This window comes from Paramaledivibacter caminithermalis DSM 15212 (genome assembly GCF_900142245.1).
Classification (GTDB): domain Bacteria; phylum Bacillota; class Clostridia; order Peptostreptococcales; family Caminicellaceae; genus Paramaledivibacter; species Paramaledivibacter caminithermalis.
Genome location: NZ_FRAG01000061.1, coordinates 1 through 16,695 on the forward strand (window position 1 = coordinate 1; position 16,695 = coordinate 16,695).

Consider the following 16,695-nt stretch of genomic DNA (forward strand, 5'->3'; position numbering starts at 1 on the left):
AGGGGACAGAATACTGAGTAAGAACAGTCTATTATTCAAACATTTTCAAGTACAATATTGTAAATATTTAACTTTAGTATTTTCATAATCAATATGTCAACAAAAAGTATTGAAAAAAGCGTGTTTTTTAGCTTTCAATATCTCTATTAGTTCCTTAACCCCTATAATATTTATTATTCCGATCAGATTATATGTAAAAAAAGTGCATAGCAGACTCAGCCTTCACATTTCCATTACCTCTTGTTAGAAAATATGAAAACCCCAATGATCTTTTTATTATATCAAATACATGCTCTACTATCATTTCATGTTAATACAACCCCTTTTTTCTTTTTTTTTATCATTAAACCATTGATATTTAAGGATTTAAACTGTTTTTTTATAGCTGTTTTCATGGTTTGTTTTTCCGCAGTCCAGCATCCCTATGTTTTCCCTTTGGCTTCTAGAATAATGGTTGATTTAACAGGGACCCCCAACGGAAAACTATTTATAGCGATATTGCTGCTTGTTTAAAAAAGGTAGTAATTAAGTAATAATGGACAAAAAATGACCCGCAGGGCATAGATTGACCTGATAGAGAAATTTGAATATAATAGTATTAAGGAAACTCGCCAAGATAAATAAATGAGGAAATTGCATAATACATTTAAAGAATTTTGGAATACAAAATGTAGTAGAGAGAGTCAAGAAAGCTATCTACATATTGTATTTCAAAATTATTAGTGTTAATTATGCAAGTTTCTCAATTAAATTTTGTTTTCAAAAACCTCTGGAATAGAAACTAGCTTGGGGGGTAAGTTATATTAATAAAAATAAGGGAGGACAAAGATGAAGAAACCAACAGTATTGGTGATTTTAGACGGATTTGGTATAAATGATAAGACCTATGGCAATGCAGTAAAAGAAGCGAATACACCAAATTTAGACAGCTATTTTGAGAAATATCCAAACGTTAATATTGAGGCAAGTGGGTTGAAGGTTGGACTTCCTGAGGGGCAAATGGGTAACTCAGAGGTAGGACACCTTAATATAGGTGCAGGAAGAATAGTATATCAAGACTTTACCCGTATAACGAAATCCATTGAAGATGGAGATTTTTTTGAAAACCCAGTTTTCATTGAAGCTATGGACAGTGCTATAAAGCATAATTCAGCCTTACATCTATGGGGATTGCTTTCCGATGGAGGTGTACACAGTCACAATACACATCTATATGCATTGCTTAAGCTTGCTAAAAGCAAAGGACTTTCAAAAATATATATACATTGTTTCTTAGATGGTAGAGATGTCCCTCCATCAAGTGCTATCGAATATATAAATGAATTAGAAGAAAAAATTAAGGAAATAGGAGTAGGGAAAATCGCTACCATTTCAGGAAGATACTATGCAATGGATCGTGATAAAAGATGGGATAGAGTAAAGCTAACCTATGACGCTATTGTTTTAGGAGAAGGTCAAAAAGCAAATAGTGCCATAGAAGCTGTAGAAAAATCCTATGCAGAGGATGTAGTTGATGAATTTATAAAGCCTACTGTTATTCTAGAGAATGATAGCCCAGTAGCTACAGTTTCTGAAAATGATTCCATAATAATGTTTAACTTTAGACCTGATAGAGCTAGGGAAATAAGTAGAGCCTTTGTAGATCCAGATTTTCACAGCTTTGAAAGGGTAAGGGGATATTTTCCTGTACATTATGTATGTATGACACAGTATGATGCTACCCTTCCAAATGTTAATTTGGCTTATCCTCCACAAACTTTAGTTAATACCTTTGGAGAATATATTGCTAATAAGGGTTTGAAACAGCTTCGTATTGCAGAAACTGAAAAATATGCCCATGTAACATTTTTTTTCAATGGAGGAATAGAAAAGCCTAATGAAGGAGAAGATAGGGTTTTGATTCCTTCTCCGAAGGTTGCCACCTATGATATGAAGCCAGAAATGAGTGCCTATGAAGTAACTGATAAATTAATCGAAGAATTAAATAAAGATATGTACGATGTTATAATAGTTAACTATGCTAATCCAGATATGGTAGGGCATACGGGAGTAATGGAAGCGGTTGTAAAAGCAATAGAAACAGTAGATGAATGTATAAAAAAAGTGGTAGATGCTGTAATTGAAAAGGGAGGACAGTTGGTTATTACTGCTGATCATGGTAACTCTGACGAAATGTTAGATGAAGAAGGTAATCCTATTACTAAGCATTCAAAGAATCCAGTGCCATTTATGCTGATAAATGCTGCTAAAGAATATGATTTGGTAGAAGGTAAATTAGCTGATATAGCTCCAACTCTTCTTCAGCTTATGGATTTGCCAAAGCCAGAAGAAATGACAGGCAATTCACTACTATTAGAACCTGCATATGAATCAGAAGGAGAAACAGCGTAGAAATTTATTATCTAAACCAATTTACATTATTATCATCTTTCATATAAAATATAAATCACGTTCTTGATAAATGATTTTATCATAGGATGTGATTTTATTTTTTATATTAAATGATTATCAAATAAAACAGTATGCAGCTATTACATTAAAAAGAAAGGATTTCCATAAAATTTACAGAATTATTAGATATTATTCAAAAAAGGGGGATGATTCTATGAGTTATATGTCATGGATGTTTGTTTCTAGTATGTCTAGTGCGTTTATTGCATCCTTAGTTTTTATTTTTCTGTTTATTAGAGATAAAAATGCTTACTTAGGAGTCATAGCCTTGGGATGGAATATATTTTTTATTCATAGACTATTGGGTTTTTTTAATATTTCGAAGCATATAAAAATATTTTCTTCTCTAAGGTATGTATTATATTTTATTTGTGTATTTTTATTTATTTATGGAATACATTTATTTTTTCAACAGCCAATGAAAAAATGGTGGATAGCAATTTTTGGAGTATGTATAACATATAAAATAATAGAAAATATTACAGATTCATTATATATTTTAGATAGAATATTACTTATACTGCCATATGTTGTTCTTGCATGGAGTGGTATCACTATAATTAAATACCCAAAAAATATAGGAATAGGGAAATATATAGTTGGATGGGATTTTATTATATGGGGAATAAATTTAATATTTTTTACTTATTTGGGAAACGATTCTCGGTTTATTCCCATAGCAAATATTATATTTTCACTAATATTTAATGTATTTGCCTTTAGTGGCGTAATTCTATATTTTGAGTCGATTTTACAAAAATTAGAAAAAAGTGAAGAACGATACAAATTACTGGTGGAACTTTCTCCCGATGCAATTGGTATTTCAATAGATGGCAAAATTGTTTTTGCTAATAAAGCAGCATTAAACCTTTTGAAAACTGATAATATAGAAAAGATAAAAGGAGAAAAACTAGAAAACTTTCTACATGAGGATTATTATAAACATGGGCAAGAAAAGATCACAATATCACCAAATACTAAAGAGAAGCCACATCTTAATGAGATAAAAATTAAAGCGTTAGATGGTACAGACATAGACATAGAAACAGCTATAGCTGCTATTAATTATGATGATAAATCAGGTATACTATGTATAGCTAGGGATATCACTGAACGTAAAAGAGCAGAGAGACTTAAAAAAAGTGTTGAAGAAAAAACAAGACTTCTAAAAGAAGCTGAAAAATTAGAGAATCTAAGAAACGAATTTTTTGCTAACATATCCCATGAACTGAGAACACCCTTAAATATTATACTTGGATCAATACAGCTTCTTGAGATGTATAATAATGATGAATGTAAAAAAATAAGTATAAACAAAGAAAAATATATTAACATAATTAAGCAAAATTGCTATAGATTATTAAAGCTTGTTAATAATTTAATTGACATTACTAAAATTGATACTGGCTTTTATAAAACTGATTTTCAAAACTGTAACATAGTAGATGTAGTTGAGAATATTACATTATCTGTAGTTGATTATGCTAAAAACAAGGATATCTCCTTAATTTTTGACACCAATGTTGAAGAAAAGATAATAGCCTGTGACCCAGATAAAATGGAACGAATTATTTTAAATTTATTGGCAAACGCAATAAAATTTACTGAAAGACAAGGGAATATACTAGTTAAAATCAATGATAATATAGATAATATAGATATTAGTATAAAGGATGATGGCATAGGAATACCTGAAGATGAACAGCAAATAATATTTGAAAGATTTAAGCAGGTAGAAAGCACATTATCTAGGAGTAAGCAAGGCAGTGGTATAGGGCTATCCCTTGTTAAATCCTTAGTTGAAATGCATGATGGTACCATATCAGTCAAAAGTGAATATGGAAAAGGAACAGAGTTTATAATTAATTTTCCTGTTAGAACTATTTTAGAAGAAAATATTACAAAAAACAATAATTTTTCAATAAATCAAACCCTTATAGAAAGAATTTCCATTGAGTTTTCTGATATATATGGAGCTTAAATCTATATTGTTAAAAATAAGGTATAGGGTATGTACAATTTTAGCCTCCATTCAAGTTTTATTTTACATTTATACAAGTTTTTTAGATTTAGTAGTGAACTATTTGCCCTAAGATACATATATTAATATTAAATGGATTGTTGAAGGGGGGCTATAAATGGTTAGTAATAGAAGATACAAAAGATATTTTATTATATTGGAAAATGAAGACAGCGGATTTGAAAAGAATGATAAAAGAATTCCTAAAGGATATGCAAAGATTGAAGTGAGAAATGGAAAAGGATTATTAAATGTGTATGTTCAAGATTTAAAATATTTTAAGGATGCAAAATACATTTATAGAAATTACTTAATAAATACTAAAGGGAAAAAAGGTGCATTTGTAAATACAGGTACATTTATAATAGATGAAAAGGGTAAAGGTGAATTAAAAGTAAAATTTAATCCAGATAATGTTGAGGGAAGTGGAAAATCTATAGAAGAATTCAATGTAGTAGCAGTAATAGCCGAACCTATTAAGAGATCATCCGAAGGAAAAGAAATTTATGGACCTTTAGTAGGATATATGGACAAAGATAAGGAAAAGGTAAATTGGAAGGATGTAATAGTTTACGAAGATAAAAAAACAAAAAAAGATAATGACTTAGATAAAGAATATAAGGAAAAGTATGAAGAAATAATTAATCTTATTGAAAAAAGCTCTAAAGGGATTTATAAAGAAAATCAAAAGAATCTTGATGACTATGAAAAAGAAGATAATAAAAAACATAAAGAAGAACAGCAAAAAGAATATAGTGAACATGACGAAGAATATTATAAAGATAAAGAAGAGATTGAACCTGAAAAGAAAGAGGAAGTAAAACCTGAAAAGAAAGAGGAAGTAAAACCTGAAAAGAAAGAGGAAGTAAAATCTGAAAAGAAAGAGGAAGTAAAATCTGAAAAGAAAGAGGAAGTAAAACCTGAAAAGAAAGAGGAAGTAAAACCTGAAAAGAAAGAGGAAGTAAAGCCTGAAAAGAAAAAGGAAGTAAAACCTGAAAAAAAAGAGGAAGTAAAGCCTGAAAAGAAAAGCATAGAAAAACAAAAAAATAAGTACAACGTTGGCAAAAGAGTAGATGTCCATTATAAAAAATATCATAAAATGGTATATAAATATATAAAGGATATACTGAAATATTATGAAAAAGCTGAGCCTTTTGAGAAAAACATCGATGACTATAGATGGTGGAAAATAAACTATGACAAAAAAATTATGTATAGAGGATTTTTACCATTTTTTGGTTATATATTAAGTATTTACTCTTTTAATCCCTATATTTACTATATGAACAATTGTTATAATTTAATGAATAAGTATGGTCATTATATATTTGGCATAGCTTATGATAAGGATATGGAGCCTAAGTACTATGTCTATGGAGTACCAGGAAAATATTCATATACAGATCAGCCATTTCAGGGTATGACAGGCTTTGTAAGCTGGTACCCCATTGAAAATAAGAAGCCTGAAAAGGGAGACTATGGGTATTGGTTACTTCATATAGATGCTATGACAGGTAATGCTGTATTTCCAATGAAGCCAACAATACCACCTAAGTATTAAATAAAAAATTTTAAATATACAAGGTCCAAGTAAAAGCACACCGATTAGGTGTGCTTTTACATATATTTCGAATCTAGATATACAAAAATACATTCAAAAGCTTTTACAACTATCTTACCAAGTCATAATTCCATTTTTCTATTCCACCAGCAAGTAAATAGATTCTAGAAAAACCATTACTTGATAGAGTTTTAGCTATCTTTTCACTTTTTTTTCCTGTATCACAATAAACCAGATATTTTTTTCCCCTTTCTAATAGAGATGAATAGTTGTTTTTAGCTAATTTATAGGGTATTAAAACAGCATTTGGGATGTGACCATCTAAATACTCTCTTTCGCTTCTCACATCTAGAACTGTTAAGTCATTATTATTATTTATAAGCATTTTAGCTTGCTCTGGGGAAATTTTTTTATATGCGTATTTTAAGCTTTCTGAAAAAGTTTCATTAGATTTTGACATAAACATAAGCAATGTAATCCCAATTATTAAAACTAATAAAGCTGTAAATACTATGTATAAATGTTTTTTCTTGATTATCAAAACTCTTAACATTAAACCACCTCTCATTAATAAATATTAATTAATATTTTTATATATTTTTTAAGAAAAACAAAATATGATACTAATAATATATTTTAAGCTAGGCTATTTTATTACTTAATTATTTAGAAGAAAGAGTTCTAATTTATATAATCTACAGAAAATTATATGAATTATAATAATTAAAATTTGATTTAAATTATTAAAAAAATGCTTGAAATCAAAATAATATACTTGAAATTATATTTAATAGGAGTATATTAATTAAATGAAAAAAAAACAGGAGATGAATGAGGATGTTGCACAATCATGTATTAGTGGCTATTTTAATTTTTTCCTTAACCTATACAGCAATAATATCTGAAAAAATTAATAGAACTGTAATAGCAATGTTTGGAGCAGTTCTTATGATTATTTTTCAAGTAATATCACAAGAGCATGCCTTCGGTGTAGTTGATTATAATACAATAGGCTTACTTATAGGTATGATGATAATAGTAAATATACTAAAAAAAACAGGTATTTTCCAATATGTAGCTATTAAAACTGCAAAAGTATCAAAGGGAGATCCATGGAGAATAATAGTATATTTTACAATTATAACAGCCATATCTTCAGCATTGCTGGATAATGTTACAACCATTTTACTTATTGCACCAGTTACATTTGTTATTACCGATACCTTGGAAATAAATCCTATACCATTTATGATTGCAGAGATATTATCTGCAAATATTGGAGGAACAGCGACATTAATAGGTGACCCTCCAAACATTATGATTGGAGGAGCAACAGGCTTGGGATTTATGGATTTTTTAATGAATTTAGCACCTGTGGTATTGGTAATCTTTGTTGTAACTATACTATTACTTAAAGTCATTTTTAAAAAATCATTGCAGGTCAAAGAAGGAAATAAAAATAGGATACTTGACTTTGATGAAACAAAAACAATTAAGGATAAAGTATTATTAATAAAAAGCCTCATAGTTTTAGGGTTAACTATAACAGGCTTTGCAATACATCAATTTATTGGATTAGAGTCAGCAACTGTAGCTTTATTTGGAGGAACCTTCCTATTGCTAATTAGCAATATAGATCCAGAAGAGGTTTTGATAGAGATAGAATGGACGACCATATTCTTTTTTATAGGACTATTTGTTTTGGTAGGAGCATTGGAAGAAGTAGGGGTAATAGGGTTTTTAGCTGAGAAGATGATAGATTTTACAAAAGGTGATTTAGTCATGACAACAATGTTAATACTATGGCTGTCAGCAATAGCGTCTTCATTCTTGGATAATATCCCTTTTGTTGCTACAATGATACCACTTATAAAAAATCTAGCTGCTATTTCATCAATAAATGTAACTCCTTTATGGTGGGCATTGGCTTTAGGAGCATGCCTAGGCGGAAATGGAACCCTAGTTGGAGCTTCAGCCAATGTTATTGTAGGAGGAATGCTTGAAAAGCAAGGCCATAAGCTAAGCTTTATGAACTATATGAAGGTAGGTTTTCCTTTAACTATTATATCAATTATTATATCTACAATATATTTAATGGTATTCTATATATAGATGAAAGGGAGGTGCTCCTATGAGAAAGTATAGGTATGTCAAATCAGAAGCAAGTCAACATGATATGAAGCTTGTTCAATTAGGTGCTAAGGTTGAGCAAATAAATAGCAAAATGTGTTATGTCAAATTTGACATCGAAGGATTCGAACTAGCCTATGTATACAATATTAATAAGAAGGGTAAATATTTTTTAGAGCGAATCAAACCCTATCCTTTACCTATGAGGGAATTTAAAAGTGAATCAGATGTTATAAATATTATTAAGATTGATTTAGAACAATTTAAGAATGCTGTAAATAGTAGGAATATAGATGCCTTTGTTACTATTAGTACTGAACTAAATAGAACTATCAAACAATTCGAAGACTTATTTTTATATTATAATGTACCCAAAATAGAAACCCAAATTATCATGGGAAAAATAAGTGAAATACAAAAAGAAATCGCCAATACTAAAGAAAATAGCGAAAGAGTATATTTTACTAAAGATCCAGATAATCTATAATAAATGAGGAAATTGCATAATACATTTAAAGAATTAATGCAAAATGTAGTAGAGAGAGTCAGGAAAGTAATCTACATATTGTATTTCAAAATTGTTAATGTTAATTATGCAAGTTTCTCAAATAATTTATTGTAGCAAAACCTTAAAAGAAAGAAGGATGAGCTTTGAATAAATGTATAGTCGCAATAATTGTTCTTGTATCTATTATCAGTATTATGTATATGAATGATAAGGATGGTGTTAAGAATATAGATATTGAAAATAATTGGTTGCTATATGAAGAAGCAAAATTTTACGGAATAGATATTAATCCTAAAGACATGAATATAGATACTGAAAATATTGATATTAAAAGAGATATGTATATTGAAGAAGCTAAATTTTGGGGGTTGCAGCAATATAATTGAGCACTATATGTGCTCTTTTTTTATTTGGTAAAACTTTCTGAAGAAAATTTTCATTTTTTGTTGACAACTTATTAACAAAAAGAGTATTATAATATTAAATACCCCCTATCGGTGGGGGAGGGATTAGAGAGGGGAGGGTTAAAATGTTTTCAGAAAAAGACATTATATATGATGTTTTAGCAAAAAATAAAGATTTAGAAAAGATATTTAAAGCATTTGGAATTCGATGCTTTGGATGAGGTGGAGCATTATTTAATAGCATTGGTAATGCTTGTGAAATATATAATGTAGATTGTAATGAATTATTAAATAAGCTTAATGATAGGGGTGCAATAAAATGAAAAGTGAAAAAGTTTTAATAATTGGTGGTGTTGCAGCTGGAACAAAAACTGCTGCTAAGCTTAAAAGAGAAAATCCAACACTAGATGTAACTATAATTACAAGGGATGAATATATTTCCTATGCAGGATGTGGATTACCTTATTATGTTGGGGGGGTAATTGAAGAAAAAAAAGAATTAGTTGTAAAGACTCCTGAAGATTTTAAATTAATAACGGGTGTAGATGTTCTTACAAAGCATGAAGCTATAGATATAGATAGGAAAAATAAAATAGTTAAAGTAAAGGTTTTAACAACTGGTGAGATTAAGGATTTTCAATATAATAAATTAGTATTTGCAACAGGAGCATCTCCATTTATTCCACCAATCAAAGGAAGCCATTTAAAAGGAGTTTTTCCATTAAGAAAAGTTGAAGATGCCATTGCTATAAGGGAACTGGTAGATAGCGACAAGGTTAAAAACGCTGTAGTGATTGGTGGAGGATTTATAGGACTTGAGACGGCTGAAAATCTTTTTGAAAAAGATATTAATGTAACATTGATTGAATTGGCTCCCCACATATTACCAGGATTTGATGAAGAAATAGCTTTATATGCACAAAATTATATGAAGGAAAAGGGCATCAATATATTAACTTCAGAAAAGGCAATAGCAATTAAAGGTGAAGACAAGATAGAAAAGGTTATAACAGATAAGAGAGAGGTTGATGCTGACTTAGTAGTTATGTCAGTTGGTGTTAGACCAAATGTAGAGCTGGCTAAAAATATGGGAGTAGAAATCGGTGAAACTGGAGCTATTAAAGTAAATGGTAATATGGAAACAAATATTCCCGATGTTTACGCTGTAGGGGATTGTGCAGAAAGCATCAATCTTATTACAGGTAAGCCTGCTTGGTACCCTATGGGGTCAACGGCAAACAAGATGGGTAGAGTGGCTGGAATAAATATAAATCAAAATGGAGAAAAAGACTCATTAAAAGGAGTATTAGGAACAACGGTAGTAAAACTATTTGGATTAAATGCTGCTAAAACAGGGCTTTCTGAGATGGCAGCTAAAAAAGAAGGATATAATGTTATTAGTGTCTTAGTTCCAGGGAATGATAAGGCTCATTATTATCCTGGATATAGGATGATAATAACCAAACTTATAGCAGATAAAGATAGTCATAGAGTTTTAGGTGCACAAGTAATAGGTGAAGGCGTTGTTGATAAGCCTATAGATATCATAGCTACTGCAATAACTTTAGGTGCAAAGGTAGAGGATTTAGAAAAATTGGATTTAGCTTATGCACCACCATTTTCAATGGCTATGTCAACAACAATTGTAGCAGCTAATGTACTTGTTAATAAATTAAAGAACAAGATAGAGACTATCTCACCTGTAGAGTTAAAAGATAGAATAGATCAAGTAGTTGTATTGGATGTTAGAGATGAAGCCTCAAATATGATATCTTCAATTCCTGGAGCAGTAAATATTTACTCTGAGGAATTAGATATGAGAGTTCATGAATTAGATAAGGATAAAGAAACTGTATTAGTTTGTAAAGTAGGCAAAAATGCGTATCTTTCATATATAAAGCTTAAAGAAATGGGATTTAAGAATCTTAAGGTACTCGAAGGTGGAATGACAGTATATCCCTATGAAACAGTTTAATGCTTAAATATAAATCACTATAATTAGAAGATTGAGAAACTATTTAGAGAGTTATCAACAATCAATTTTTAAGTTTTTAAATATTGACTATTGAAAACACTGTATTTGCTAAGATAGCAAGTTAATAAAATAGCTTTAGCGATACTTAAAATTGAACCATATATGTATTTTGTGGATAAATTTTATGTCAAGTGAAGGAAAGTTTTCATTTTTCTCTATGAAAAGCTTGAAAATACTAGCTTATGAATTTTGCAATCGACTAAAATCACTATAATTTTAAGGAGGAATATATAATGGCTGAGATAAATTTAAATTGTAAAGGATTGCAATGCCCAGGACCTATCATGCAGGTTTTTAAGGCTTCTAAGGAAGCAAATTCAGGAGATATATTAAATGTCAAGGTTACTGATAGAGGATTTGCAAAGGATATAGCTGCTTGGTGCAAAAAGACTGGAAATAAACTTTTGGAACTTAATGAAACTGAAACGGAGATAAATGCTAAAATACAAATAAAGTAGAGGTGAAATAATGACGGATAAAAAGACTATGATAGTCTTTAGTGGGGATTTAGATAAAGTAATGGCAAGCTTTATCATAGCCAATGGCGCTGCCGCCATGGGGAATGAAGTAACGATGTTTTTTACATTTTGGGGCTTAAACGCCTTAAGAAAAGCTAAAAAAGTTAAAGTTAAAAAGGATTTTATGGAAAAAATGTTTGGTTGGATGATGCCAAGAGGCGCTGAAAAATTAGGGTTATCAAAAATGAATTTTGGCGGTATTGGAGCAAAAATGATGAAGGATATAATGAAGAAGAAAAATGTAAATAGTCTGCCAGAACTTATAGAAATGGCTCAAATGATGGGTGTAAAGATAGTTGCTTGTACTATGTCAATGGATGTTATGGGAATTAAGGAAGAAGAGCTTATTGACGGAGTAGAATTTGCAGGGGTAGCAACTTATCTAGGGGAAGCTGATGAGGCAAATGTAAATTTGTTTATTTAAATATAATTTAACTTATTGTGTTAGTTTCTACTACGGGAGTTTTAATATTTTCTTTTCGGTCATGTAACGAACCTGTTTTTTTATATAAATTTGAAGGGCAAAACAAGTTTATGAAAATAGTTCAAATGAAATATTAAAATCCCTAAGTTATCTTAGGAAAGAAAAAATTTTATTTATTAGCTTACATGCTTAATTAAGGATAAAACATATAAAAGGGTGGAGATATTTTCTGCCCTTTATATTTATGATATAATTTTTTTTGTAAACAGCTAATTATTAAGGAGTTGAGATTTATGGCAAATGAAAACTCTAAAAAGAAAATTATAAATAGACTAAGAACCCTTAAAGGGCATATTGCTGGTATAGAAAAGATGGTAGAAGAAGGTAAGGATTGCGAAGATATTTTAATTCAAATAGCAGCAGTAAAATCATCTATCCATAAAATAGGAACAATCATAGTAGAAGAACATGCTTTAGATTGTCTGCTCAGGGAAGATGACGATGAGCGATTTGATAAGGAAAAGGTTAAAAAGGTTATAAAAACACTGATAAATTATACTAAGTAAGGAAATTGCATAAGCCTGATTTGGCTAAAACCAATTAAAAAAAGCACAGCGTATAAAAAAATACGTAAGTAGTCTCAAGTCTAAAAAGCGTTGCTGTGCTTTTTTTAACTAGGTGATATTTTAAATTTAGTTTTACTTACTAGGGCTACAATATCGCTATATGCCTTTGTTACTCCATATGCAACCATAGGTCTACCAAAAGCAACCATTTTGAGTTTCCTAGAGCTTCCACCCCCAAGCTTCATTATAAAATTTACGGTAGGAGATGTATCAACCAATTCTATTTCACCTTCATATATACCTATCATATTGGGAATGGATTTTATTGCATTTGTCATAGGATGACTATAATACAATCTGCTTAAAGTGTAGATTTTATTTCCATACTCATCTATTCCATGAAAAATCAATCTTCCTTGCTGCTCCTTTCTCAGCTTATCAAACATTGGAATCTCCAGTATTTCTTTTGGTGATGGTATTCTATCTATGGGAAGCTTATTTAAGTGTATATATGTAGCCACTACTGAAGAATGACTACCTCCGATATCATGATAAATAACATGCACAATTTAACCTCCATGCTTTACTAAATTACAGACTCTTTTTTCTATAAGTGGAATATTTCACTTTTAGGCTTCAGGGAGAGAAGGATATTCATCTGAAAATTTGATTTTTACCATTACTAAAAGAGTTTATTTTTTATTTTTTTCTTTAAACATAGAAAATATACATAATAACTTTACCTAAAACTATTCAACTTTTTACCAAGTAATGATATACTTTTAAAAAGTGTAGTTTTTACATATTTTAAACGTTCTTCAAAAATTGAAATCTTTGTTCTTGTGTATAGAACTAAAAAATGATGGGAGGAAGTAAGAATGAAGAAGATAACCATTTTATTAATTTCAATGTTAATAATCGTATCTGCACCATTGGCGTCTTTTGCAAATGAACAACAATTTACTAAAGCAGAATTTATAAAGGAGGTACTTGATGCTGCAGGAGTAAAAATTGATAAGACATCTGAAATTGAATCTTTAGAAAATATTGATAAAGAGTATATTCCATACATAGAAGCTGCGTATAAAAAAGGTATTATTTCTGAGGATGAAAAACCTGATTTGAATGATGTAATACTTAAGCAAGAAGCAGCTAAAATACTTGTAAAGGCTTTTGCAATAAAAGGAAATATAGAAGACATAACTGAAGAAATGATAAATAAAGAGCTTGAGTTTACAGATAATCATAGTATTGATCCTAAAGTAAAAAAATATATTGCATATGGGTTAAGAAATGATATCATTGAGGGAAATAAAGAATCTTTTTATCCTATGATGATTTTAACTAAAGAAATCTCTGAAGAATTGATTGACTATGCTAAGAATTCCTATGACAAACACTTTATAAGAGATGGTATTGCTGCTGATAAGCTTTTAGTATTAGCTAATAAAAAACTTGAGGAAGACAAGACCTATAGGGCAAAGGGAAGCTTTAATATGAATATGACAATGAATGTTGAAGGATTACCTGCTGAAGATGAAATTGGTCAGGAGCTATTAGGTCAAGGAATGAATATGGATATGACGACGGAACTTGACATGCAGGCTGAAAGTCCAGATAAGGCATATATAAAGCAAGTAATAAAGTCAGATACTGAAGAGGTTCAATCAGAAAATACCATAGAAATATATATGGATGGACCTACAATGTATCAAAAAATGGATATTAGTGGAGATAAATGGATAAAAAATGACATGAGTTCAGTTTATAATAAGATACAGTCATTACAAGCAAATAATCCTCAAAGTATGTCTCAACTATCCGATGAACAGATTGAATTCTTTAAGGATTATGCAAGGTATGGTGAAAATGTCAAAAAAGGTGGAAAAGAGTATTATGTAATCCTTTTAGATATTGATAAAGAAACATATAAAAGATTTTATGAAGAATATACTAAAGAAATTATGGATGCATCACTTGAGGCAAGCTTAAAGCAGCAAAGTGAAAATAATGGTTTGGAGCAAAAAAATGAAGTTGAAATAGAGATGGCAAAGCAATTTGTGACACAAATGATTAATGATATGGAAATAGAAGTAAGCTATAAATTCTATATCAATAAAAATACAAAACATTATGAAAAGATGGATTTAACTATGGACATGTATATGAATATGGATAACCTTATTCAAAAGATGGCTCAAATGTTTCAAGATGAGGATGAAGACCTCTCCAAGATTAAGATGGAAATGGTGACACATATGGAAGGACAATTTGACTATTTTGGTTTTGGAAAAGAGGTTGTATTCCCTAAAATTACAGAGGATGATATATTTAATATGGAGGATGCACTAGTTCCACAAAACTAGATTATTTCTATATAATTAGGAATTCTAAGGACGGCTTAAGCCGTCCTTTTATGTTTATTTTAGAAGGAGGAATTAAGGTTTTTAGAACCCAAAAGAATTACCCTAAAACTTGGAACATGGAACTTGCAACTAAAATGCATCGAAGATGCCTTTATCCATATGTTAATAAAAATTTATGATTTTCTAATAATAAGAATAGTATAATAAAGATAAAGAAGATACATAAAGAAAAAATTTTGGGAGGTTTTATAATGGTTAATCGTGAGAGAGTAGTAAAGGAATTTATGAAATATGTACAGATTGATAGCCTTACAAGAAAGGAAGGTAACTTTGCAAAATTCATAAAGGAAGAACTTGAAAAGCTTGGATTAGAAGTGATAGTTGATAGTGCAGGAGAAAAAATAGGATCGGATGCCAATAATATAATAGCTACTTTGAAGGGAGAAAAAAACGTAGAGCCTATTATGTTATGTTGTCATATGGATACTGTAACGCCTGGTGAAGGGATAAAACCAGTTATAAAGGATGATATAATTTATAGTGATGGAACTACTATTTTAGGCGGAGATAACAAAGCTGGTATAGCTGCAATAATAGAAGCTTTAAAGGTTATCGGTGAGGAAAACCTTTCCCACGGAGATATAGAAGTAGTATTTACTATTGCAGAAGAGGGAGGGCTTAATGGTTCTAAAAACCTTGATTACTCAAAGATAAAATCAAAGCTTGCCTTTGTTTTAGATAGCGGAGGAGAGCCAGGACAAATAATAATACAGGGACCAGCCCAAGATAAAATAGATGTTAAGATAAAAGGAAAGCCAGCCCATGCAGGAGTTTGCCCAGAGGAAGGTATAAGTGCTATTCAAGTTGCATCATCAGCTATAAATAGAATGAATCTTTTAAGAATTGATGAAGATACCACTGCAAATATAGGTATAATAAAGGGTGGCAAAGCTACTAATATTGTTTGTCCAGAGGTAGAAATAAAGGCAGAGGCTAGGAGCCTTAGTGATGAAAAATTAAACAAGCAAACATCACATATGGTAGAATGCTTTGAAGCAGCTGCAAAGGAATTTAATGCTGAGGTTGAAATAAAAACATCTAGGGCTTATGGGGCCTTCAAAATAGATGAAAATGATGAGATCGTTAAAATTGTAAAAAAGGCTTGTGAAAATATCGACCTAAAGCCATATACAGATTCAACTGGTGGAGGTAGTGATACAAATATATTAAATGTTAATGGGATAAAGGCTATTAATCTTGGTATAGGAGAAAAGAAGGCACATACTCTAGAAGAGCATTTGGCTATTAAAGATCTTGTAAATACTGTTAAGTTAGTACTAGAGATAATTAAATTAGTTTAATTTCCATGTGCCAGGTTTAAATCCCCCGACTTTCAGTCGGGTAGCTTTAGCAAACAGCGAAGCTGCATGATAGTGGTATAATAGTGTTGGGGTGATAAAAATGGTAGAATACAGAAGAAGTAGTCATACAATATATGACATAAAATATCATGTAATATGGGTAACAAAATATAGATATAAAATGTTAAGAGGAAAAATAGCAGAAAGATTGAGAGATTTGATAAGGCAAGGATGTGAAGCAAGAAAAATAACAATAGTACAAGGTAGCGTAGGAAAAGATCATGTACATTTGCTGATATCATGTCCAACAGATATAGCACCAAGCAAAATAGTTCAATATTTAAAAGGAAG

15 protein-coding genes are annotated in these 16,695 nt (G+C 30.2%); 13 read left to right on the plus strand and 2 right to left on the minus strand.

Annotated features, from left to right (window positions below; all coding sequences use genetic code 11):
* Positions 1 to 828 precede the first annotated feature (828 nt).
* The 3 genes from gpmI to BUB36_RS19330 all read left to right on the plus strand — a co-directional run bounded on the left by gpmI (position 829) and on the right by BUB36_RS19330 (position 6,032).
* A complete protein-coding gene (gpmI, locus tag BUB36_RS16000) occupies positions 829 to 2,391 on the plus strand; it encodes a 2,3-bisphosphoglycerate-independent phosphoglycerate mutase (protein WP_073152574.1) in 1,563 nt (520 codons plus the stop codon).
* 214 nt (positions 2,392 to 2,605) lie between these two features.
* Positions 2,606 to 4,432, plus strand: a complete 1,827-nt coding sequence (locus BUB36_RS16005; RefSeq protein ID WP_084112089.1) for a PAS domain-containing sensor histidine kinase — start codon at positions 2,606 to 2,608, stop codon at positions 4,430 to 4,432.
* A 157-nt stretch (positions 4,433 to 4,589) separates the two neighbouring features.
* Positions 4,590 to 6,032 (plus strand): DUF7922 domain-containing protein, encoded by a 1,443-nt coding sequence (locus tag BUB36_RS19330; RefSeq protein WP_073152577.1) that lies wholly within the window; start codon positions 4,590 to 4,592, stop codon positions 6,030 to 6,032.
* A 109-nt stretch (positions 6,033 to 6,141) separates the two neighbouring features.
* Here the strand turns inward: BUB36_RS19330 and BUB36_RS16015 are convergent, their stop codons facing one another.
* Positions 6,142 to 6,585, minus strand: coding sequence for a rhodanese-like domain-containing protein (locus BUB36_RS16015; RefSeq protein WP_165613119.1), 444 nt, complete (start codon positions 6,583 to 6,585; stop codon positions 6,142 to 6,144).
* 284 nt (positions 6,586 to 6,869) lie between these two features.
* On the opposite strand from BUB36_RS16015, the gene BUB36_RS16020 reads away from it, so the two are divergent.
* From BUB36_RS16020 to BUB36_RS16050, 7 genes are all read left to right on the plus strand, one after another.
* Complete coding sequence (locus BUB36_RS16020; protein ID WP_073152579.1) at positions 6,870 to 8,144, plus strand: ArsB/NhaD family transporter; 1,275 nt, start codon at positions 6,870 to 6,872, stop codon at positions 8,142 to 8,144.
* A gap of 19 nt (positions 8,145 to 8,163) precedes the next feature.
* On the plus strand, positions 8,164 to 8,649 hold the full coding sequence (locus BUB36_RS16025; protein ID WP_073152582.1) for a hypothetical protein: 486 nt from the start codon (positions 8,164 to 8,166) through the stop codon (positions 8,647 to 8,649).
* A gap of 164 nt (positions 8,650 to 8,813) precedes the next feature.
* On the plus strand, positions 8,814 to 9,056 hold the full coding sequence (locus BUB36_RS16030) for a hypothetical protein (protein WP_073152585.1): 243 nt from the start codon (positions 8,814 to 8,816) through the stop codon (positions 9,054 to 9,056).
* A gap of 337 nt (positions 9,057 to 9,393) precedes the next feature.
* Positions 9,394 to 11,049 carry an FAD-dependent oxidoreductase gene (locus BUB36_RS16035; RefSeq protein ID WP_073152588.1) on the plus strand — a complete coding sequence of 552 codons (1,656 nt, stop codon included), beginning with the start codon at positions 9,394 to 9,396 and terminating at the stop codon, positions 11,047 to 11,049.
* Positions 11,050 to 11,342: 293 nt separating this feature from the next.
* Entirely contained in the window at positions 11,343 to 11,567 is a 225-nt protein-coding gene (locus BUB36_RS16040) for a sulfurtransferase TusA family protein (RefSeq protein ID WP_073152591.1), read from the plus strand.
* A 10-nt stretch (positions 11,568 to 11,577) separates the two neighbouring features.
* Complete coding sequence (locus BUB36_RS16045; RefSeq protein WP_073152594.1) at positions 11,578 to 12,051, plus strand: DsrE/DsrF/DrsH-like family protein; 474 nt, start codon at positions 11,578 to 11,580, stop codon at positions 12,049 to 12,051.
* Positions 12,052 to 12,344: 293 nt separating this feature from the next.
* Positions 12,345 to 12,617 carry a metal-sensitive transcriptional regulator gene (locus BUB36_RS16050; RefSeq protein WP_073152597.1) on the plus strand — a complete coding sequence of 91 codons (273 nt, stop codon included), beginning with the start codon at positions 12,345 to 12,347 and terminating at the stop codon, positions 12,615 to 12,617.
* Between the two features lie 104 nt (positions 12,618 to 12,721).
* On the opposite strand, the gene BUB36_RS16055 is transcribed toward BUB36_RS16050, so the two are convergent.
* Entirely contained in the window at positions 12,722 to 13,183 is a 462-nt protein-coding gene (locus tag BUB36_RS16055; protein ID WP_073152599.1) for a DUF3189 family protein, read from the minus strand.
* Between the two features lie 312 nt (positions 13,184 to 13,495).
* Here BUB36_RS16055 and BUB36_RS16060 point away from each other — a divergent pair, with 312 nt between their 5' ends.
* The 3 genes from BUB36_RS16060 to tnpA all read left to right on the plus strand — a co-directional run.
* Positions 13,496 to 14,983 (plus strand): hypothetical protein, encoded by a 1,488-nt coding sequence (locus tag BUB36_RS16060; protein WP_073152602.1) that lies wholly within the window; start codon positions 13,496 to 13,498, stop codon positions 14,981 to 14,983.
* 251 nt (positions 14,984 to 15,234) lie between these two features.
* On the plus strand, positions 15,235 to 16,344 hold the full coding sequence (locus BUB36_RS16065; protein ID WP_073152605.1) for a M20/M25/M40 family metallo-hydrolase: 1,110 nt from the start codon (positions 15,235 to 15,237) through the stop codon (positions 16,342 to 16,344).
* A 100-nt stretch (positions 16,345 to 16,444) separates the two neighbouring features.
* Positions 16,445 to 16,695, plus strand: a 251-nt coding sequence (gene tnpA, locus BUB36_RS16070) for an IS200/IS605 family transposase (RefSeq protein WP_131821309.1), incomplete at its 3' end; no start/stop codon positions are given.

Bases quoted from the DNA above. Each gene is read 5' to 3' on its own strand.
- gpmI (WP_073152574.1), top strand. From the start codon at position 829: ATGAAGAAACCAACAGTATTGGTGATTTTAGACGGATTTGGTATAAAT.
- BUB36_RS16005 (WP_084112089.1), top strand. From the start codon at position 2,606: ATGAGTTATATGTCATGGATGTTTGTTTCTAGTATGTCTAGTGCGTTT.
- BUB36_RS19330 (WP_073152577.1), top strand. From the start codon at position 4,590: ATGGTTAGTAATAGAAGATACAAAAGATATTTTATTATATTGGAAAAT.
- BUB36_RS16015 (WP_165613119.1), bottom strand. From the start codon at position 6,585: ATGTTAAGAGTTTTGATAATCAAGAAAAAACATTTATACATAGTATTT.
- BUB36_RS16020 (WP_073152579.1), top strand. From the start codon at position 6,870: ATGTTGCACAATCATGTATTAGTGGCTATTTTAATTTTTTCCTTAACC.
- BUB36_RS16025 (WP_073152582.1), top strand. From the start codon at position 8,164: ATGAGAAAGTATAGGTATGTCAAATCAGAAGCAAGTCAACATGATATG.
- BUB36_RS16035 (WP_073152588.1), top strand. From the start codon at position 9,394: ATGAAAAGTGAAAAAGTTTTAATAATTGGTGGTGTTGCAGCTGGAACA.
- BUB36_RS16040 (WP_073152591.1), top strand. From the start codon at position 11,343: ATGGCTGAGATAAATTTAAATTGTAAAGGATTGCAATGCCCAGGACCT.
- BUB36_RS16045 (WP_073152594.1), top strand. From the start codon at position 11,578: ATGACGGATAAAAAGACTATGATAGTCTTTAGTGGGGATTTAGATAAA.
- BUB36_RS16050 (WP_073152597.1), top strand. From the start codon at position 12,345: ATGGCAAATGAAAACTCTAAAAAGAAAATTATAAATAGACTAAGAACC.
- BUB36_RS16060 (WP_073152602.1), top strand. From the start codon at position 13,496: ATGAAGAAGATAACCATTTTATTAATTTCAATGTTAATAATCGTATCT.
- BUB36_RS16065 (WP_073152605.1), top strand. From the start codon at position 15,235: ATGGTTAATCGTGAGAGAGTAGTAAAGGAATTTATGAAATATGTACAG.